At 43.2% G+C, this 19756-nt stretch carries 21 protein-coding genes; all 21 read right to left on the minus strand.

Annotated elements, in window-relative coordinates; genetic code table 11:
* Positions 1-52: 52 nt before the first annotated feature.
* The gene (locus GXK58_RS16090; protein ID WP_160724177.1) at positions 53-889 is read right to left on the minus strand and encodes a PfkB family carbohydrate kinase; all 837 of its coding nucleotides are present in this window, start codon (positions 887-889) and stop codon (positions 53-55) included.
* Between the two features lie 55 nt (positions 890-944).
* Positions 945-1958 (minus strand): SIS domain-containing protein, encoded by a 1014-nt coding sequence (locus GXK58_RS16095; RefSeq protein WP_160724178.1) that lies wholly within the window; start codon positions 1956-1958, stop codon positions 945-947.
* A 31-nt stretch (positions 1959-1989) separates the two neighbouring features.
* A complete protein-coding gene (locus tag GXK58_RS16100) occupies positions 1990-2904 on the minus strand; it encodes a carbohydrate ABC transporter permease (RefSeq protein ID WP_160724179.1) in 915 nt (304 codons plus the stop codon).
* A gap of 2 nt (positions 2905-2906) precedes the next feature.
* Positions 2907-3782, minus strand: coding sequence for a carbohydrate ABC transporter permease (locus GXK58_RS16105; RefSeq protein ID WP_160724180.1), 876 nt, complete (start codon positions 3780-3782; stop codon positions 2907-2909).
* 98 nt (positions 3783-3880) lie between these two features.
* Positions 3881-5158 carry an ABC transporter substrate-binding protein gene (locus GXK58_RS16110; protein WP_237389693.1) on the minus strand — a complete coding sequence of 426 codons (1278 nt, stop codon included), beginning with the start codon at positions 5156-5158 and terminating at the stop codon, positions 3881-3883.
* A gap of 451 nt (positions 5159-5609) precedes the next feature.
* Positions 5610-6017, minus strand: coding sequence for a F0F1 ATP synthase subunit epsilon (locus GXK58_RS16115; RefSeq protein WP_160724181.1), 408 nt, complete (start codon positions 6015-6017; stop codon positions 5610-5612).
* 21 nt (positions 6018-6038) lie between these two features.
* A complete protein-coding gene (gene atpD / locus GXK58_RS16120; RefSeq protein ID WP_160724182.1) occupies positions 6039-7451 on the minus strand; it encodes a F0F1 ATP synthase subunit beta in 1413 nt (470 codons plus the stop codon).
* A gap of 113 nt (positions 7452-7564) precedes the next feature.
* Positions 7565-8422, minus strand: a complete 858-nt coding sequence (atpG, locus tag GXK58_RS16125; protein ID WP_160724183.1) for an ATP synthase F1 subunit gamma — start codon at positions 8420-8422, stop codon at positions 7565-7567.
* A gap of 87 nt (positions 8423-8509) precedes the next feature.
* On the minus strand, positions 8510-10018 hold the full coding sequence (atpA, locus tag GXK58_RS16130; protein ID WP_160724184.1) for a F0F1 ATP synthase subunit alpha: 1509 nt from the start codon (positions 10016-10018) through the stop codon (positions 8510-8512).
* Between the two features lie 27 nt (positions 10019-10045).
* The gene (locus GXK58_RS16135) at positions 10046-10582 is read right to left on the minus strand and encodes a F0F1 ATP synthase subunit delta (protein ID WP_160724185.1); all 537 of its coding nucleotides are present in this window, start codon (positions 10580-10582) and stop codon (positions 10046-10048) included.
* Positions 10579-11115: a F0F1 ATP synthase subunit B gene (locus GXK58_RS16140; RefSeq protein ID WP_160724186.1), complete on the minus strand. Its 537-nt coding sequence runs from the start codon at positions 11113-11115 to the stop codon at positions 10579-10581. Before GXK58_RS16140 ends, GXK58_RS16135 begins: the two co-directional genes overlap by 4 nt.
* 117 nt (positions 11116-11232) lie before the next feature.
* Positions 11233-11457: a F0F1 ATP synthase subunit C gene (gene atpE, locus GXK58_RS16145; RefSeq protein ID WP_098527772.1), complete on the minus strand. Its 225-nt coding sequence runs from the start codon at positions 11455-11457 to the stop codon at positions 11233-11235.
* 72 nt (positions 11458-11529) lie between these two features.
* Positions 11530-12243 (minus strand): F0F1 ATP synthase subunit A, encoded by a 714-nt coding sequence (gene atpB, locus GXK58_RS16150; RefSeq protein WP_160724187.1) that lies wholly within the window; start codon positions 12241-12243, stop codon positions 11530-11532.
* A gap of 22 nt (positions 12244-12265) precedes the next feature.
* A complete protein-coding gene (locus tag GXK58_RS16155; RefSeq protein WP_160724188.1) occupies positions 12266-12640 on the minus strand; it encodes an ATP synthase subunit I in 375 nt (124 codons plus the stop codon).
* A gap of 2 nt (positions 12641-12642) precedes the next feature.
* The gene (locus GXK58_RS16160) at positions 12643-12867 is read right to left on the minus strand and encodes an AtpZ/AtpI family protein (protein WP_160724189.1); all 225 of its coding nucleotides are present in this window, start codon (positions 12865-12867) and stop codon (positions 12643-12645) included.
* A gap of 440 nt (positions 12868-13307) precedes the next feature.
* Entirely contained in the window at positions 13308-15491 is a 2184-nt protein-coding gene (locus GXK58_RS16165) for a S8 family serine peptidase (protein WP_160724190.1), read from the minus strand.
* 211 nt (positions 15492-15702) lie between these two features.
* On the minus strand, positions 15703-16332 hold the full coding sequence (upp, locus tag GXK58_RS16170) for a uracil phosphoribosyltransferase (RefSeq protein WP_160724191.1): 630 nt from the start codon (positions 16330-16332) through the stop codon (positions 15703-15705).
* 264 nt (positions 16333-16596) lie between these two features.
* Complete coding sequence (gene glyA / locus GXK58_RS16175; protein WP_160724192.1) at positions 16597-17838, minus strand: serine hydroxymethyltransferase; 1242 nt, start codon at positions 17836-17838, stop codon at positions 16597-16599.
* 172 nt (positions 17839-18010) lie between these two features.
* Complete coding sequence (locus GXK58_RS16180) at positions 18011-18577, minus strand: TIGR01440 family protein (protein ID WP_160724233.1); 567 nt, start codon at positions 18575-18577, stop codon at positions 18011-18013.
* A gap of 16 nt (positions 18578-18593) precedes the next feature.
* Positions 18594-19040 (minus strand): ribose 5-phosphate isomerase B, encoded by a 447-nt coding sequence (gene rpiB / locus GXK58_RS16185; RefSeq protein WP_160724193.1) that lies wholly within the window; start codon positions 19038-19040, stop codon positions 18594-18596.
* A gap of 263 nt (positions 19041-19303) precedes the next feature.
* Positions 19304-19744, minus strand: a complete 441-nt coding sequence (locus GXK58_RS16190; protein ID WP_160724194.1) for a low molecular weight protein arginine phosphatase — start codon at positions 19742-19744, stop codon at positions 19304-19306.
* Positions 19745-19756: the final 12 nt, after the last annotated feature.

Consider the following 19756-nt stretch of genomic DNA (forward strand, 5'->3'; position numbering starts at 1 on the left):
TATTTATATGGATAGGAGAAGAACCTGTTCTACAACGAACAGGTTCTTTGCCTTACCCTATCATGATTCGCTTGCCGCGCTTCTTCCCATGACCGAAAGCACCATAGCGCTGGCATGTTTCCGCCGCCGCTGCAGCGCCCTTCTCCATCGCTGCCTGTGTATCGCCATGCGATACGTACTCTTTTAAAAAGATCGCTACAAACGTATCGCCCGCTCCAAGGGTATCCACTACATCCGTTTCGACAATTCCTTGTTGATATACCTGTTTTGAATCTGAAAATAACGATCCCGCCGAACCCCGGGTCACAATAATATTCGGTGTGCCTAGCTGGTGAACACGTGCAATAAGTGCTTCACATTCCTCCTGTGTCAGGTCGCCGCCTGAGAAAATGGCATACTTTATAAATGGGCAAACAAGCTCTAAATAGTCCTCATCATACCTAGTTGAAAAATCAAATGAGATATCAATATACTGCTGCAATAATGGCAATTCTTTTTCTAAATGGCTGAATACGCTCGTATGCAGCAGCGAGAAAGTGCTGATAAACGCCAGTTCTGATTCAGTAAAGTTCAATTTCAGTTCTTTCTGAACACCGCCTTTATTCGAGCCGACAAACTTACGGTCGCCCTGCTCATCCAATGTAACAACTGCTTCTCCTGAGGGTCCGTACACTTTCCTTACCCGGGAAACATCAATTTGTTCCTGTGCTAACGAGTTGACAATATGCTCGCCCTCTTCGTCATTCCCAACAATACCAATATATGAAACTTCCGCTACGCCATATCGCTTCCAAAATACAGCCACGTTGACGGCATTCCCGCCTGGAAACATTTCTTCTCGATCCTCATAATAATCGACTACATTATCTCCAACCGCTATTAATCTCATTAATTGTCCCTCCCATTAGTGAATAAGGGAAAGAATCATCTTTCCCTTACGTTTTTTAATATGCTACTGTCCGGTAATATCTGCGAATCTCTAACGAATGGTTCCGTTTATCCTCGAGGTGAACGCTAAGTCTTTGGAGAAGAGTCGACGTTACAATTGGCGATAAATACTTTCTAAATTCCAGACTAATACCCTCTAGTGCATAGTCTTTTGTATCAAGCACCGTCAATTTCTTCGTATACTGCTCAGCAAACTGCTCGACACGATTCATTAGTGGACGAGTTTCATCTTCTCCTTTTAATAGAATCATACTTGTATCTTCTTCAACCAGTTCCAATGTGCCATGGAAGAATTCCGCTGCATGGATGGATTTCGTTTTAATCCACTGCATTTCTTCCAATACACACATTGCATACGAGTAGGCACGGCCCCATGTCGTTCCTGAACCAACCACCATATGGTATGGCTCATCCTTATAAACAATCGCAAAGGCTTCTGCTTTAGGCTCAAATTTTTGCTTTGCCTCGATTAACCTTTCTGGAAGTATTTCAAGCTGTGCGGCAAATCTTTCATAGTCAGGAAAGTCTCCATTTTTATGCATCAGTCTAAAAATAAGGTGAAAGAGCACTAATTGATTGGAGTCACTGGCAAAGTCATTTTCTGCAAAGTTGACTAATGGGAAGTCTACTGTGTCAGCAAGCGGCTTATTGTACTCACCTGTTAAGCCAATAGTAGTTGCGCCTATGCCCTTGCAATATTTGGCTGCCGTAACCGTCTCCTCTGTCGTCCCTGATAGAGAAGAGAGAATGACTAGGGAGTCTTCACTTAACTGTTTATGATTTTGTAAAACCAATTCTGCGGCAATTTCGGCATAGGCTGGAATCGTCGATGTTGAGTTCACTATATATTCGAATGGATAGAAGGTTGCCACTGCGCCGCCGGATCCGATTAAGAATAGGTTTTTAAAGCCTTTTTCGTAGACTTTATCTACTACTCTTTCAATTTCTTTTCTCAGCCCGATGGCTCCACCTGTCACCTTTAAATACTTTTCTCTGCTAAAGTTCAACATTGCGTCCACTCCCTATAATAATTTTTAAAAATTATCCCTTCACACTTCCCTCGGCTAAGCCGCGGACAAAGTATTTTTGCATCATGAGGAAGATGACTATCAGCGGAATGGCGGAAATGACCAAACCTGCCATTAACACACCCCAGTTCGTGCTCAGGGCACCTTTAAACACTAAGAGTCCAGAGGTAATCGGTTTAACGTCTTCTGTTTGAATAAAGAGAATCGAAAATAAAAATTCATTCCAAGCATAATAAGCAGTCAAAATGACACCCGTGAACAAAATCGGTCTGCTCATTGGCAGGAATATTTTTGTAAATACTTTAAAGCTGTTAGCCCCATCGAGGTACGCAGATTCCTCTAGCTCTTTCGGGATTGATAGGAAAAAGGAACGAATTAACAGCACGGTTAAAGGAATTCGGTAGGCCGTAAACGTTAGAATCAATGCCCAGTACGTATCAAAGATTCCCAGCTTTTGAACCAATTCATAGAGCGGAATTAAACTGCTTTGCGGGGAAAACATCAGACCCGCTGAAACAAACAAGAGCAGGAACTTGCCGCCTTTGATTTGAAAACGAGTCAATCCATACGCACACAAGGAGCTAACCGACACCGTCAACAAACAGGTCCCGCCCGTGATAATCAAACTATTCATGAAGTAGCTGGAAACCCCTTGTTCCCAAGCCGTCGTATAATTTGAAAACAGCCACTCTTTTGGAAGTCCCCAGCTGTCGTTAAAAATGGCAGCCGTCGTTTTAAAGGAGTTAATGACCATCCAGAACAATGGATAGGCAATGGCCGCAAAGTAAAGGAGTAAAAAGAGAAAGATCAATCCGGCAACGATTGAAAAGCCAGATTTGCTTTTAGTAGATTTCAAGTTCAGACCAGCAATTTCCTTGAGCTTGCCATCTTGTCTTACTGTATCTCCCTGTGATTCCACCAGCTTCATTTCTACTCCTCCCCTGTTTTTAAGAATTTATTCTGTACAAAATAAAAGATCAGCGTGATACCAAGAATCACGTTTGCGATTGATGAAGCAAATCCCGGTTCATTATCAATAAACGCTTTTTGATAGAGATATGTACTAAAAACCTGTGATGAGTTCCCTGGACCACCACTCGTTAATACATATACTTCACTAAAAACTAAGAACGAGCCAGTCACTGTATAGATTAATAGAACAAAGGTCATTTCTTTTACTTGCGGAACAGTAATGCTGAAGAATGTACGAATCTTCCCGGCCCCATCGATGGTGGCCGCTTCATATAATTCTCCTGGAACCTTTTGCACTGCTAGCACGTATAACATGACCGCATAGCCAATACTTTGCCATTGAGAGACAAAAATGACTGCATAGATCGCTGTTTTGGGGTTGCCCAGCCAGCCCTCTGCCAAATCCCCTAGTCCGATTAGCCGTAAGAAACTGTTTAGCAGTCCTACTTCCGGATTGTAAATAAAACTAAACAGGATTCCGATGACCGTCATCGAGATGAGAACGGGGATGAAAAAGGTTGTCCGGAAGAAAGTAGAAAATCTCCTGAAAATCTTATCTTCCAGTACCGCTGCAATCACTAACCCAAGCCCAACCTGCATAATCACAGATATTACCGCGTATAACATATTGTTTTTTATCACTTTGTAAAAGACAGGATCTTTAAAGAGTCGTAGATAATTATCCAGGAAAACAAAGCTTCTATCTGATGTAAATGGGTTCCATTCATAAAAGCCATTTACGACATTTCGAACTAATGGGTAGTATACAAATAAAGCCAGCATAATTAAGGCAGGTGCCATGTATAGAATTGGGACCATTCTTTTCTCGCGCATCTTAACCCCCCCAAAAACCAAAATCATTTAGCATTTTGCCGGTTAAAAGTGAGTTGTTGTCTCTCTTAACCGGCAGCTTTGATAGATTTGCACTACTTCTACTTGTTATACACTTGTTTTGCTGCTTCTTGAACACTCTTCATAACATCTGCAGGCTTCATTCCGCCGCCAAGCATCGTCTGTACTCCGTCACCGTATGGTTTAAAGATTCGGCTGTCTAACGCACTATCAGTCCAGATCAACATATTTTTCTGTTCCTTAATTAAATCCATTGCTTTGACTTCTTCTTTTGTTGCTGTATTTTCATTGACTGCATCAGCAACCGTACTAGCTAATCCAGTATCTTTAATTAACTTTTCGCCATTTGCTTTAGACGTCATAAACTTCAAGAACGCCATTGCTTCTTTCGGATGAGTAGACTTACTGTGAACCATAAAGCCTTCAGGTGCACCGATTAAACCGCCCTGATCCCCTTTTGCCCCATCAATCGTTGGTACCTTAAAAGTGTCCCATTTAAAGGCTGCATCTTTCATATACGTAATTTCCTGTGTTTCTAAAAATGTGATTGCTGCTTTCCCGCCCAGGAATAGGCTTCTTGCCTCATCGTGAGCAACAGCATTTGGATCTTCATTGAAATATGGTCTTAATTCATTTATTTTCTTTAATGCTTCTACATATCCAGGATCGGTAAACTTAGCCCCCTGATAGCTAAGATCTTTGTCCAGCACTTCCTTAGGCACTAATCGCTGATTTAAAGCTGTTACATAGTGAGCTGCAGCCCAAGGTGATTTATTTCCCAGGATGATTGGCGTTGTTCCATTCTTTTTAATCGCTGCCAATACGTTCATGAACTCATCCCACGTAGTTGGTGCTTTCAATCCCAACTTATCAAACAAATCTTTGTTATAAAAGAACAGCTTACTGTCTGTAAAAAGCGGTACTCCATAGACTTTGTCGTCCTTTTTAAAGAAGTCTACTTGTGAGCCGATTAACTGGCCAGACCAGTCAGTGTCTTCTTGATAGTATTTTGTTAAATCTAACGCCACACCATCTCTAATAAACTTTTGTCCGTATTCTCCAGCCCAGCTAAAGAATACATCTGGCGGGTTTTGGCTTCCTAACAGGACATTGGCCTTTTGCTTATAATCATCGTTTAAGGCGGTTACTTCTTCGACTTTAATGTTAGGATTTTTCTTTTCAAATTCGGCAATAACACTTTTAAAATAGGACTTATACGGTTCATTTGGCCATCGGTAGAAAAATGTGATGGTCGTCTTTCCATCACTGGATTTTGAAGTGGAGCTTTTTGAGGAACATCCGATCAATAATGACATAACCAATAAAAAACTGAATGCTGTTTTCATCCAACGTTTCACATACATTCCCCCCAATAAATTCACTTTAAGGACAAAGAACATTTTTAAACCGCTTTCATAAGTGCTCAAATGATCTAACTGTTCTGTCTCTATCTTCTCCTCCTTCGACTTATCCTGTCATTGTTTATCACCTGTTGTATTATAATATATTATTACATGTTATAACGTTTAACGTCAATATCGAAATAGCTAAAACTTTCAAATAATTCACCCTAGCTTTATGTACGATTTTTTCGGCTGCCGAAATGATATTGTACAATACTGCCTTATTACATAAAAATACCATAATAACAATATTTCTAATAGAATAAAATTATCTATTAAATAATTATTTTGCTTGACCACTTCGTATTTTATATAAGAGGTGTTACTTGAAATCCATGACCTTGGACGCAGCATAAACATAAAAAACCCCTCCGGTTCAAACCAGAAGGGTTTATAAAATGCAATATTATAATTTTTTTTCCGATACGGCGAGGCGATTGATGGCACGCTGCAAGGCAAGCTCCGCACGTCTGAAATCAGTATGCTCAGCACGCTGCTCCTGCACACGCTGTTCAGCACGCTCCTTAGCTCTTAAAGCACGTTCAACGTCAATATCAGAGGCTAATTCAGCCGTCTGCGCCAAAATAGTCACCTGATCAGGACGGACCTCCAAGAATCCACCGCTAACCGCGACGAATTCCGTCTGTCCACCCTTTTTCAAACGAACCGCACTAATTGCAAGTGGAGCAACCAACGGAATGTGACCAGGCAAAATACCCAGTTCACCGCTCTTAGCCTTGGTACTAACCATCTCTACTTCAGAATCATACACCGGGCCATCGGGAGTAACAACAGTGACTTTTACGGTCTTCATTTTTTACCCTCCTGGCAAACTTTAAGCTTCTACACCCATGCGTTTTCCGGCCTCAACCACTTCTTCAATACGTCCTACCAAACGGAACGCATCTTCTGGAAGATGATCGTATTTACCTTCAAGGATCTCCTTGAAGCCTTTAACAGTTTCTTTAACAGGAACATATGAACCTGGCTGGCCAGTGAACTGTTCTGCCACGTGGAAGTTCTGAGATAAGAAGAACTGTACACGACGTGCACGGAGTACCACTAACTTATCATCATCTGAAAGTTCGTCCATACCTAGGATTGCAATGATATCCTGTAATTCACGGTAACGTTGTAATGTTGATTGAACTTGGCGTGCTACATTGTAGTGGTCTTCGCCAACAATTTCTGGTGATAAGGCACGAGAAGTTGACGCAAGAGGATCCACCGCTGGGTAGATACCCATCTCAGAAAGCTTACGCTCAAGGTTTGTCGTTGCATCTAAGTGAGCGAAAGTCGTCGCCGGAGCCGGATCCGTATAGTCATCGGCTGGTACGTAAATCGCTTGGATCGATGTAACAGAACCTACGTTAGTAGATGTGATACGCTCTTGTAATTTACCCATTTCAGTTGCAAGTGTCGGCTGGTAACCTACCGCAGATGGCATACGGCCAAGTAACGCGGAAACCTCAGAACCTGCTTGCGTGAAACGGAAGATGTTATCCATGAAGAAAAGAACGTCCTGTCCTTGCTCATCACGGAAATATTCAGCCATAGTCAAACCAGTCAAGGCAACACGCATACGTGCTCCTGGCGGCTCGTTCATTTGTCCGAATACCATCGCTGTTTTCTTAATAACGCCTGAATCTGTCATCTCGTGATAAAGGTCGTTCCCTTCACGAGTACGCTCACCAACGCCGGCGAATACAGAGATACCACCGTGCTCTTGAGCGATGTTATTGATCAATTCCTGGATTAATACGGTTTTACCTACACCGGCACCACCGAATAGACCGATTTTACCACCTTTAATATATGGAGCAAGAAGGTCTACTACCTTAATACCAGTTTCTAAGATTTCAACCTCAGTTGAAAGATTTTCAAAAGTTGGTGCTTCGCGGTGAATCGAATCACGGCGGGCACTTTCTGGAATGTCTTCCGCAAGGTCAATGGCATCACCCAAAACGTTAAATACACGGCCGAGTGTTACATCTCCAACCGGTACAGAGATTGGCTTACCAGTATCTTGAACTTCCGCACCACGAGTTAGTCCGTCAGTAGAAGACATCGCAATTGTACGGACTGTATCATCACCTAAATGAAGGGCTACTTCAAGGGTTAAGCTGATCTCAACTTCTGACGATGTGCTTACAATTTTTAATGCGTTATTGAGTTCAGGAAGTTGACCGCTTTCGAACTTAACGTCAACAACCGGACCCATAATCTGAAGAACGCGTCCTTTGTTCATCATGTTCCCTCCTATCTTACTCATTCAGAAAGAGGCCGGGAATGGTCGACTCATTCCCAAGACTCTTCCTATCTTGGACCCTGGCTAGGGTTCTTTTTTATAAAATTAAAGCACTACTCAAGTGCTGACGCACCGCCGACGATTTCCGTTATTTCTTGGGTAATCGCTGCCTGACGGGCACGGTTGTAGCTTAATGTATAAGACTTGATTAATTCTTTTGCATTATCAGTTGCATTTCTCATTGCAGTCATCCGTGCAGCGTGCTCACTTGCTTTACTGTCAAGCAATGCTCCGTAAATTAAGCTTTCAGCATACTGTGGCAGGAGAACTTCTAAAATCTCTTCTGCAGATGGCTCAAATTCATAGGAAGTGAGCTTTCCAGTAGGGGTCAATTCTGCTAATGGAAGCAGCTTCTTCTCTGTAACCTCTTGAGAAATTGCACTTATATAATGGTTATAAAATACATATAATTCATCAAAGGTTCCGTCTTCAAACATTCCGACAGTGGAACTTGTTAGTTCTTTAATGTCACTGAAGTTCGGCTGATCGGATACTCCGACGATTTCCAGCGCTATGTTTATACCGCGTTTTGTAAAAAAGTCGCGGGCAACACGGCCAATCGTAATAACCGCGTACTCATCGTTCGATTTATGACGGCTTTGGATTGTTTGGTTCACACGGCGGATGACGTTACTGTTGAACGCACCAGCAAGACCACGGTCAGATGTGATGACAATATAACCGGTCTTTTTAACAGGACGTGCTTTTAGCATCGGGTGATTGACACCTTTTGAGCCAATTGCAATCGACGCTGTTACTTCCTGGATTTTTTCCATGTACGGTACAAATGCTTTCGCATTCATAACGCCGCGGTTCCATTTAGCAGCCGAAGTCATCTCCATTGCCTTTGTGATTTGACTGGTCTTTTTTGTAGAAGTAATACGCTGTTTTATATCACGTAATGAAGCCATAGGTTCTCACCACCCTTATTCAAAGAATGTGGATTTGAGACCGTGCGGCGGACCGCACGCCCAAATCCTTCAATATGTCAGACCCTATTATTCGGAAACTGCAAACGTCTTTTTAAAGTCGTTGATTGCAGAAGCCATATCCTCGTCAGAAGGAAGATCCTTCGTTTTGGTAATATGGTCTAACAATTCTTTGCGGTTGTGGTCTAACCAGTTATGGAATTCAGATTCAAAGCGGCGAACATCCTGTAATGGAATATCATCAAGGAAACCGCGTGTTAATGCATAAAGGATTACAACTTGCTTTTCAACTGTAAGCGGCTTGTGAAGATCTTGCTTTAGAACTTCAACCGTACGAGCACCACGGTTCAGCTTCGCTTGTGTTGCTTTATCAAGGTCAGAACCGAACTGAGCAAATGCTTCTAATTCACGGTAGGAAGCAAGGTCAAGACGCAGTGTACCTGCAACCTTCTTCATCGCTTTGATTTGCGCGGATCCACCTACACGTGATACGGAAAGACCTGCGTTGATCGCTGGGCGAACACCGGAGAAGAAAAGGTCAGATTGTAAGAAAATTTGTCCATCCGTGATGGAGATAACGTTTGTTGGAATATAAGCAGAAACGTCACCTGCTTGTGTTTCAATAAATGGTAAAGCTGTAATCGAACCAGCACCAAGTGTATCGTTAATTTTACATGCACGTTCTAACAAACGGCTGTGTAAGTAGAAAACATCCCCTGGATATGCTTCACGGCCTGGAGGACGACGTAGTAACAAGGAAAGCTCACGGTATGCAGCAGCTTGTTTTGAAAGGTCATCATATACGATTAAAACGTGCTTGCCGTCATACATAAACTCTTCTGCCATTGCAACACCAGCGTATGGAGCTAAGTATAATAGCGGCGCAGGCTGTGATGCAGAAGCTGTTACAACAATTGAGTATTCTAATGCGCCATATTTACGAAGAGTTTCAACCGCGTTACGAACAGTTGATTCCTTCTGACCGATGGCAACATAGATACAGATCATGTTTTGACCTTTTTGGTTTAAGATGGTGTCGATCGCTACAGATGTTTTACCTGTTTGACGGTCACCAATGATTAATTCACGTTGACCGCGTCCGATAGGAACAAGCGCGTCAATCGCTTTAATACCTGTTTGAAGCGGCTCATGAACGGATTTACGAGCCATAACGCCAGGAGCGACTGCTTCAATTGGGCGAGTTTTAGTTGTGTTGATTGGCCCCATGCCATCAACTGGCTGTCCTAATGAGTTTACTACACGTCCGATTAGTGCCTCACCTACTGGAACCTCCATGATGCGGCCTGTGCGGCGAACCTCGTCTCCCTCACGAATATCTGTGAAAGGTCCAAGGATGATAATACCGACGTTATTTTCTTCTAGGTTTTGTGCCATACCCATAACGCCGTTTGCAAATTCAACAAGTTCTCCGGCCATAACATTGTCGAGGCCATGAACACGTGCGATACCGTCACCGATTGAGATAACTGTACCAACATCACTCACTTGAATTTCTGCCTGATAATTTTCAATTTGTGATTTAATCAGGGCACTGATTTCTTCAGCTTTAATGCTCATGAGTTTCACCCCTATTCTTTCGAATCTTTAAGATAACAATTTACGCTCTAAACGATCTAACTTGCCACGCAAGCTGCCGTCATAAATTCGGTTTCCAATTCGAAGGCGGAGGCCGCCAAGCAGGTTGGAATCGACGATATTTTCTATTCTTAGTGATTTTTTGCCAATTTTCGCGGCAAATGTCGCAGATAATGCCTCACGTTGCGCATCCGTTAATGCGCTCACGCTGTACACTTGTGCTTCTGCAATACCCATTGCTTCATCTGCCAGTTCAAGAAATTGGTCAGTTACTTCTACAATTTGTTCCTCGCGATGACGGTCAATCAAGATTAATACCGTATTAAGGACATACACATTTACTGATGCAAAAGCATTTTTCACAATCTCTTTTTTCTTATCAATTGTAAGTTTTGAAGATTTAAGAACAGCTTTTAAATCAGCATTGTATTCCAAGACTTCCTTAACTACACGAAGGTCCTCTTCTACTTGACTTAGAATCTGCTGTTCCTTTGCAATTTGAAAGAGAGCGGACGCGTAGCGTTTTGCTACCAATGTGTTGCTCATCGTCCTTCTCCTGCCTCTTTAATGTATTCGTTGATAAGTGCATCTTGATCTTGAGCTGTTAATTCCTTTTCAATCACTTTAGAAGCAATTAATACAGACAAGGAAGCAACCTGTTCGCGAATGGCAGCAACCGCTTTTTCCTTTTGCTGCTCGATCTCAAGCTTGGCAGCTTCTTTAATACGCTCTGCTTCAGCACGGGCAGTCGTGATGATTTCTTCACGCTGAACATCGCCTTGCTTCTTCGCATTTTCGATCAAATTTTGTGCATCATTACGCGCTTCTTTTAAAAGGCTGCGCTGCTCTTCAATAAGTTTTTGTGATTCTAAACGGCTGTTTTCTGCCGCAGTAATTTCATTAGCGATATGTTCTTCACGTTGTTTCATAATGCCCATTAAAGGACCCCACGCGAATTTTTTAAGCAATGCCAATAAAATAATAAATACGATTAGCTGGAAGAAGATATCTCCAGTATTAATGCCGCTATGTCCGCCTGCTTCAGCGGCAGTGGCCAATACAAAACTGCTTGTTAACACCCTGGGTTCACTCCTTTCAAGAGTTGCTAAACATAAGGAAAACAATCATGCATTTGAACAAACATAAATGAATGGCGAAGGATTCGTTTATCTTCGCCACCTGGAATTTCCTGAGTTTTATCGATTTAATACCATGAACGCAATAACTACCCCGATGATCGGTAGGGCTTCAACTAACGCAACCCCGATGAACATTGTCGTTTGAAGCGTACCACGTAATTCAGGCTGACGTGCAACACCTTCTACTGTACGTCCTACGATAAGACCGTTACCAATACCTGCACCAATTGCTGATAAACCAATTGCGATCGCTGCTGCTAAAATACCAATTGAACCTGTCATTTCTTTTTTTCCTCCTTAAATGTATGAAAACATAATATTTTTTTGTTTTGTTCATGAGTATGAACGGTTATTTTAATGGTCATGACTCACTTTATGAGCCATGTAAACCATTGTTAACATGGTAAAGATGTAAGCCTGGATAGATCCAACAAACACAGAGAAACCTTGCCATACTAATGTTAATGGCACTGCGGCGATGGTACCCGCAATTCCTTGATGAGCTAGTCCCGCTGCCAATAGTGATAACAGCAACTCACCAGCGAAGATGTTACCGTAAAGACGCAGACCAAGCGTTAATGTGTTGGCAAATTCCTCGATAATCTTTAATGGGAACAAGAATGGCATCGGGCTGAAGAAACCTTTTGCATATCCTTTGACACCATGTAACTTCACACCATAATAATGGGTTAATCCCAAAATCATAACCGCGAGCGTTAACGTGATGATTGGGTCAGCTGTTGGTGATTTCCACCAAAGTGTTTCATCAATCACAATCGCAAACGGCAAACCTAACATATTGGATACAAAGATATACATGATGAGTGTGATTCCAAGGATATGAAATCTTCCTCCATCCTTCCAATCCATCGTGCTGTTGATAATGCCTTTCACGAAGTCCATTACCCATTCAAAGAAGTTCTGCATCCCTGTTGGTTTCATGGCCAGCTTACGGGTTGAAAGAACGGCAATTAGAAAAACAATGACACTTGCTACAGTGATCATCAAAACATTAGCGCCATTAAACCATAGACCCAAGAATTCAAACTCAGGAGCTTTATGTTCCATATGTACTCACCTCACTTCCCCTTCATTTATGTACATTTAGTGCATTGTAAAAATAATCTATCATAATGACAATATAGGATGTCATTAGTCCTATCACATAACTAAAGATATTAAAATATTCAGGGTACTTCAATGCAATTGCTGCTCCAATACCCGCTGTCGCCATCCTTGATAAGGAGCCCAGCGATCGGGGTTTTTTCCCCTCTGTTACTTGTTTGTCAAACTTTTCTGTCTTCCTTACCAGTAACAAAAGATTAAGAAAACCAAAGCATGTCCCTAAAATCAATCCAAGAAAGATTGTTTGGTAACTAGTAAATCCCCAGCAAAGAACATAAATGGCTAACAAGTAGAATATCCATTTCTTTTGCCTGTTGTACATGACTCTAAAATCTGGCATTATTATTTATCTCCTGAATAGAAATGGCGGATGGAAAGAAGCATGGCATACGTTCCTGATGCCAGTCCCAAAAGCAGTCCGATTATTAAGAAAATTGGTTCGGTACCCCAGTGCCGATCAAGCCATCTTCCGGCAAAAATACCTATGAGAATGGAGCCAACTAACTGGGAGACAATCGCGGACATTAACGCCATTGCTTGCAATGGGTTGCGGTTATTTTGACGCATAAAATCACATCCTCCATTCTTAAGAGAATGTCCATCGTTGGGCATTAAAAATTCATTTCATTAAAACTATCTTTATATAGATATTTTTATATGAAAACCCTCTCATCCATACCCTTTGTAAGCATACAATAGCCACTTGTCAATGTCAATGAATTTACGTGAAATATACCACAATCATGTTAGGATTTTCCCTCTTTTGGGTACCATAGTCAATACTTTTATTTTATTGTAAATTTTGAAACTTTTTAGTCCAAAATGTGTCTATTTTGTGAACTTTTAATCAAATTTTAATCTAATCCTAATAAAAAAATTAGTTTACCTTGTTAATTCTGTGTTTTACGAAACGGCCTTTCAGATAAAATTAATTAGTTTCACTGGGTTTAACTTCCACTATTTCAAAAAGAAGGCTAAGACTCTTTTTTCGTCTTAGCCTTGAAAACCTATTCATCCCGGTGATCCACCGTAATCATCGTCTCAATAAAGTCCTCTTTGCCAGCCTTCTTCGCGAACACTTTCACTAAATACGTTCCGGATGCCGGCAGCTGCTCCTTTGTAATTATTTTACGAAGCTGCCCTTTCTTCACATTTGTGATGGTGTCCAGATATCCAATAAAACGGTAATCCTCCGGGTTAAACAAGGCAATTCCAAATTCCTCCGCACCTCCGGGCAGATAGACTTCATAACGGTATTCACCCGGCCTGTCGCCATATGCAAAATCAAAGCCCATCACCCTTGGATAGCCTGGTTCTTCAAGAACATATAAATACGGAATCTGTATTTGCTTGGAACCGGCCTGAAGCTGCAGGAAACCATCATGAATCTTTCTATTAAAAACATGGGGGTCGATCTGGAGTTCGACTGACACTTCCTTTGATTCCCCGGACTTAAGGGTAAAGGACAACGGAAACCGCCAGCTGACTCCTTCCACTTGGTGAGGTATTTGAAAGGAATACCGCTCTGCCTTTCCACTTTGATTTTCAATTTTCACTATCGCCTTATGGCTGTTGTTTTCATCATTATACTTTCCAAAGCGGAGGCTGCTTGGGGTAACGAGCGACGCGGTTTGGATCGCCTCATCAACCTGGATGCGGCCTGCCCCCTGCTCATATGTACGGTACAAGGTATTGGGCACTGGTCCAATCGGCTTGGCCGTATTCATTAGCGCTGCCTTAATCTGTGTTGGTGTCCAATCCGGATGGGCCTGCTTAATTAATGCACAAGCCCCTGCCACATGCGGTGCGGCCATACTTGTGCCTTGCAATGATAAATAACCGCCTGGAATGGTTGAATTAATGGCCACCCCTGGCGCGACAATATCTGGCTTAATCTCCCAGCTTCCTGTCACCGGCCCCCGCGAGCTGAAGTCTGCCAGCCGGTCCCGCTCTTCTCGGACTGCTACCCTGGCACTTACCGATTGTTGTGAGATCTTTTTTTGTAATAACATTCCGTCTGTCTTGGCGAGTGCTCCGACGGGAATGTTTAAAGGAGTTTCGAGATTTCCCAGGAAGTTCCCGCTCAAATTATTGTAGATCAATACCGCCTTCGCTCCCGCTTCAAAAGCATTTTTTGCCTTCTCGGTAAAGGTTATTGTCCCGCGTTTCATCAGAACCAGTTTGCCCTGGACATTTTGGAGATCTTCTTTTCGTCCGATTCCCCCATTTGCCAATTGCAGGGATCGGTCAAGCCCCCAATCAGATGAACCATCCATTGGCTGGATGCGGATTGGTTTCCTGCTTCCTTCTATTAATATTGAAGGGATTTCCATCCTTGGTGTTGAAGCACCGACAGATATGGCCTTCGACGCAGTGCCTGGAGATCCCACCGTCCAAACATTCGGCCCGGAATTACCTGATGCCGCGACTGCAACAATGCCTTTGTCGACTGCACGGTTAAGGGCGAGTGAGATAGGCAGGTCAGGTCCGTTGATTTCATTTCCTAGGGAAAGGTTAACGATATCCACTTTGTCTTTAATCGCCTGCTCAATCGCGGCGAGAACCTGTTCGGTGGTCCCCCCGCCGCCTGGTCCAAGGGCACGATAGGCGAGAATTTTAGCATCAGGTGCCACGCCCTTTATTTTTCCATTGGCAGCAATAATGCCAGCCACATGGGTTCCGTGAATGGTCGCTTTCCCTACAGCGAGAGTTTCCATGGGATCCGTGTCATTGTCGACGAGGTCGTGACCCCCAATGTAATTGTTTTTTAAGTCAGGGTGGGTGTAATCGACTCCTGTATCGATTACACCCACCGTAATTCCCTTGCCGGAGAGGCGTTGATTGTTGTCGTCAAAATAACGGCGTACTTCTTCTCCGCCAATGATTTTGACGCTTTCTTCCGTTTCAGCCTGGTAGCTTGCGACAGGCGAGACGGTGAGGGTCTGTTCTTGCTTACTCAGCTTTGCGATGGCCTCAGGGCTGCCTTCAATTGAAAAGCCATCAAGGGCTTCGTGGAAAATCCGGCGCAGCTTTATTTCTCGATAGTCGCCGAGCAGACGTTTTATCTCCTGCTCTGATTGGGGCTGTTTCAGGATGACAATCGCAACCTTTGTCGTTTCAGGTATCGGTGGGTGAACGAGTATTGTTGAGGTAGTTTGTAAGGTAAGAAGGATGGATATGAGCCATTTCATATGTGGAATCCCCTTTTTTCTCATAGCGTGGTCGTTACGGGGATAAAATATTCAGAACAAAAGCGCAAGCGCCTTGGTCAGCCCCGACAAGCACAAGACAAGACGGCCGGAAGGTTGCCTTTTAACCTTTTGGACGGCTTGGCTTGTGACCTCGAGGGGCTAGGCGCTGGAGCTCGACAATCGAAAAAAAAGCCGGGCATCCTGCCCGACTTTACTTTGTACCAAATAAACGGTCACCGGCATCCCCAAGACCTGGGACGATGTAGCCGTGGTCATTTAATTTTTCATCTAATGCGGCGATATAGATATCCACATCAGGGTGGGCTGTTTTAACAGCTTCAACGCCCTCAGGAGCAGCAATTAAGCACATAAACTTGATATGTTTAGCACCGCGCTTTTTCAAGGAATTGATGGCTTCGACAGCAGATCCTCCTGTTGCAAGCATTGGGTCCACCACGATGAAATCACGTTCTTCCACATCACTTGGCAGTTTAATGTAATATTCAACCGGCATCAATGTTTCAGGATCACGGTATAAGCCAACGTGGCCTACCTTTGCAGCAGGGATCAATTTTAAAATTCCATCCACCATTCCGATTCCGGCACGAAGTATGGGTACAATGCCGATTTTTTTTCCGGAAAGTACCTTTGATTTCGCTGGACAAACTGGTGTTTCGATATCGATGTCCTCAAGTGACATATCCCTTGTGATTTCGAACGCCATTAAAGTTGCCACTTCGTCAACAAGCTCGCGGAACTCTTTGGTTCCTGTATTTTTATCACGTATGTAAGTGAGTTTATGCTGGATTAGCGGGTGGTCGAAGACGTATACCTTTGCCACATTAATCGCCCCTTTTTTTTATAAAATTAATCATCGCCTCATTTTACAGAAAAATGACCTGCAGAGCAACTCTTGTCCTTTCCTTATTGTAGATACAAAATAGCGTGAATTTTTCCTCTAATACTATTGCCACAGGGCCGGTCTTCGAAACTTTATTCTTTGTATACTATTTATGAAATATTCGTGACAGCGTGGATGCTTTTGAAGGGGTAAAAAAATCGGCCTCCATCTAGGATGAGGACCGATTGCTTGAGACTAATAATATTAATACTCTGGATATAAAGTAAATTTACTTGTTAATGCTTCTACACGTCCACGTGCTTCTGCCAGCTTAGCTTCGTCTTCGTGGTTCTTCAATGTAAAGGCGATAATCGATGCGATTTCGTCCATATCCGCTAAACCAAAGCCGCGGCTAGTAACAGCTGCTGTACCGATACGTACTCCACTAGTAACAAATGGGCTGTTTTGGTCAAATGGAATCGTGTTTTTATTAACCGTAATGCCGACCTCGTCCAAAACGTGCTCCGCCACTTTACCTGTTAATCCAAGGCTTGTTACGTCAACCAATAATAAATGATTGTCTGTACCGCCAGAAACAATCTTTAAGCCTTCATTTTGCAAGCTTTCCGCTAAACGGCCAGCATTGGAAATAATATTGGCAGCATACTCTTTAAAGCTGTCCTGCAGTGCTTCACCGAAAGCAACGGCCTTCGCTGCGATTACGTGCATTAGAGGTCCGCCTTGAATACCAGGGAAGATCGACTTATCGATTTTCTTACCGAACTCTTCTTTGCAAAGAATCATCCCGCCGCGAGGTCCGCGTAATGTTTTGTGTGTAGTGGTGGTAACAAAATCAGCGTATGGAACTGGGTTTTGGTGTAAACCTGCAGCAACAAGTCCAGCGATGTGGGCCATGTCGACCATTAGGTACGCACCCACTTCATCAGCAATTTCACGGAATTTAGCAAAGTCAATTGCACGCGGGTATGCGCTCGCACCTGCAACGATTAGTTTTGGCTTATGAGTTAATGCTTTTTCACGGACATCATCGTAGTTAATGCGGTGAGTTGTTTCATCTACACCGTATTCAACGAAATTATATTGAATACCACTGAAGTTTACCGGACTTCCGTGTGTTAAATGTCCGCCATGAGATAGGTTCATACCAAGAACGGTATCGCCCTGCTCGAGGATGGTGAAGTAAACAGCCATATTGGCTTGTGCCCCTGAATGCGGCTGAACGTTTACGTATTCCGCACCGAAAATTTCTTTTGCACGATCACGGGCTAAGTCTTCAACTATATCAACATATTCACAACCGCCATAATAACGGCGTGATGGATATCCTTCTGCATACTTGTTAGTTAATACAGAACCTTGTGCTTCCATAACAGCTTCACTTACAAAATTTTCTGACGCAATTAATTCAATTTTAGAACGCTGACGTCCTAATTCCTGTTGAATCGCTTTAAACACTTGTTCATCCGCTTGAGGCAAATGCTTCATCCTAAATCCCCCTTTTATGTTCTAACCATTAAATTCAAAATTCGAAAATTCCTTCTTCATTCTAACACATCTTTCGGATTTTGCCACTATAAACTCTATAAAAATAGAATAAAAGGTGCCTGTCACCATTAATAACCGAACAATAGTGGTAATGGTGACGTTCCCATTACCACTATGAGCAGCTTTCATTTGGAGTGTTTTTCTCGTACACGGCGCGGGCGCCGCCGATGAGTTTTGGCCGTGCTTTTGCCAGGGTAACGAGGGCATGTCCGACCTTTTTTTGTTTGACGCGGACAGGTACGGCGACATGTTTTAGATGCATGCCGATCAGCGTTTGACCAATGTCTATCCCCGCCTCCGCCTTCACGAACTCCACTACCACTGCATCATTTAGCGCATTAAAAGCATATGTAGCCATCGCACCGCCAGCCTTACGGACAGGAACAACAGACACTTCTTCATAACCCCGCTGCTCCGCAGCCGAACGTTCCAGGACCAGCGCCCTGTTTAAGTGCTCGCAGCATTGAAACGCAAGTTGAACACCAGTCTCTTCCTGAAGCTTTCTCAGCTGCCGGAAAATCATTTCCGCCACGTCTACGGTCCCGGCGGTACCAATTCGTTCGCCGATCACCTCACTGGTACTGCAGCCGATCACAAGCAGCTGACCCGGCTTTAATCCAGCTGTTTGTGAATATTCAGTTACTATTTCTTCCAGCTCTTTTTCCCATTCTTTAATCATAAGCCATACCCTTCTTTCAGAGGTGCTTATTTTCGTACTCAGTAATTTTTCCAATTCGGTTCGCATGGCGGCCGCCTTCGAATTCTCCTGTCAGCCAAATCTCAGCGATATCCCGAGCCAGCCCTGGACCAATGACGCGCTCACCCATTGCAAGCATATTGGTATCATTGTGGGCGCGTGTTGCCCGTGCACTAAAGGTGTCATGTACAAGGGCACAGCGGATGCCTTTCACCTTGTTTGCGGCGATACTCATCCCAATTCCCGTTCCACAAATTAAAATTCCTCGATCAAACTCACCGCTTGCTACTTTTTCAGCCACTGGCAGTGCATAATCCGGAAAATCTACTGATGTTTCACAATCACAGCCAAAATCAACGTACTCAATCTGTAGCTCTTCTAGTAATTTCGCAATTTCCTTACGAATATTCACACCGCCATGGTCTGACGCTAATGCCACTTTCATGTATAAATCCTCCTGTTCTTTTTCCAAAAATTCAAACAATCCATTTTGCACTCTCCCCCCATTCAACCGATGCGTGTATCTGCGTGCATCATCTATTGGGGAATCTGCTTTCATTTTGACATACTAGCATAAAAATATAAAGCAGAAACGTTCATTCTTTCATCCATTAGAGGTGCAAAATAAAAGCCCTCTTTTTTGGAAGAGAGCCGTACTTTTTATGGATATATTTCTCAAAGAAAGAGGATGTCATTCAGGAGACTTCCTTACTTGTTTAGTTTTTTGATCGCCTTGTTGATTAGTTCTTCTAACTCACGGTAAGTTTCTTGGTACATTTCAAGACTCCCGCCATACGGGTCGACAACATCCTGACTGCCGGGTTCACCGGTATATTCCTTTAAGGTAAATACCTTCATGACCGCATGAGGAAATTGCTGCTGAATGGCAAACTTATGGGAACTTGTCATCGTTAAAATGAGATCTGCCCACTCCACCGCAGCCGCCGTCAACATTTGTGAGCGATGATTGTGTGAGATTTGCTTGTCATCAAGCACCTGTTTAGCATGAGTGGATGCCTCACTGCCATTGGCGGCATAAATGCCTGCCGACATTACCTCAACTTCACCGGGTTTTTTATTTTTTAATATCGCTTCAGCCATCGGACTTCTGCATGTATTTCCTGTACAAACAAACAAAACATGCTGCAATCTGCTCGCCCC

This window comes from Bacillus sp. USDA818B3_A, from assembly GCF_009928415.1.
Classification (GTDB): domain Bacteria; phylum Bacillota; class Bacilli; order Bacillales; family Cytobacillaceae; genus Neobacillus.

Coding starts and splice junctions, on each gene's coding strand:
- GXK58_RS16090 (WP_160724177.1), bottom strand. CDS start 889: ATGAGATTAATAGCGGTTGGAGATAATGTAGTCGATTATTATGAGGAT.
- GXK58_RS16095 (WP_160724178.1), bottom strand. CDS start 1,958: ATGTTGAACTTTAGCAGAGAAAAGTATTTAAAGGTGACAGGTGGAGCC.
- GXK58_RS16100 (WP_160724179.1), bottom strand. CDS start 2,904: ATGAAGCTGGTGGAATCACAGGGAGATACAGTAAGACAAGATGGCAAG.
- GXK58_RS16105 (WP_160724180.1), bottom strand. CDS start 3,782: ATGCGCGAGAAAAGAATGGTCCCAATTCTATACATGGCACCTGCCTTA.
- GXK58_RS16115 (WP_160724181.1), bottom strand. CDS start 6,017: ATGAAGACCGTAAAAGTCACTGTTGTTACTCCCGATGGCCCGGTGTAT.
- atpD (WP_160724182.1), bottom strand. CDS start 7,451: ATGAACAAAGGACGCGTTCTTCAGATTATGGGTCCGGTTGTTGACGTT.
- atpG (WP_160724183.1), bottom strand. CDS start 8,422: ATGGCTTCATTACGTGATATAAAACAGCGTATTACTTCTACAAAAAAG.
- atpA (WP_160724184.1), bottom strand. CDS start 10,018: ATGAGCATTAAAGCTGAAGAAATCAGTGCCCTGATTAAATCACAAATT.
- GXK58_RS16135 (WP_160724185.1), bottom strand. CDS start 10,582: ATGAGCAACACATTGGTAGCAAAACGCTACGCGTCCGCTCTCTTTCAA.
- atpE (WP_098527772.1), bottom strand. CDS start 11,457: ATGACAGGTTCAATTGGTATTTTAGCAGCAGCGATCGCAATTGGTTTA.
- atpB (WP_160724187.1), bottom strand. CDS start 12,243: ATGGAACATAAAGCTCCTGAGTTTGAATTCTTGGGTCTATGGTTTAAT.
- GXK58_RS16155 (WP_160724188.1), bottom strand. CDS start 12,640: ATGCCAGATTTTAGAGTCATGTACAACAGGCAAAAGAAATGGATATTC.
- GXK58_RS16160 (WP_160724189.1), bottom strand. CDS start 12,867: ATGCGTCAAAATAACCGCAACCCATTGCAAGCAATGGCGTTAATGTCC.
- GXK58_RS16165 (WP_160724190.1), bottom strand. CDS start 15,491: ATGAAATGGCTCATATCCATCCTTCTTACCTTACAAACTACCTCAACA.
- glyA (WP_160724192.1), bottom strand. CDS start 17,838: ATGAAGCATTTGCCTCAAGCGGATGAACAAGTGTTTAAAGCGATTCAA.
- GXK58_RS16180 (WP_160724233.1), bottom strand. CDS start 18,577: ATGATTAAAGAATGGGAAAAAGAGCTGGAAGAAATAGTAACTGAATAT.
- rpiB (WP_160724193.1), bottom strand. CDS start 19,040: ATGAAAGTGGCATTAGCGTCAGACCATGGCGGTGTGAATATTCGTAAG.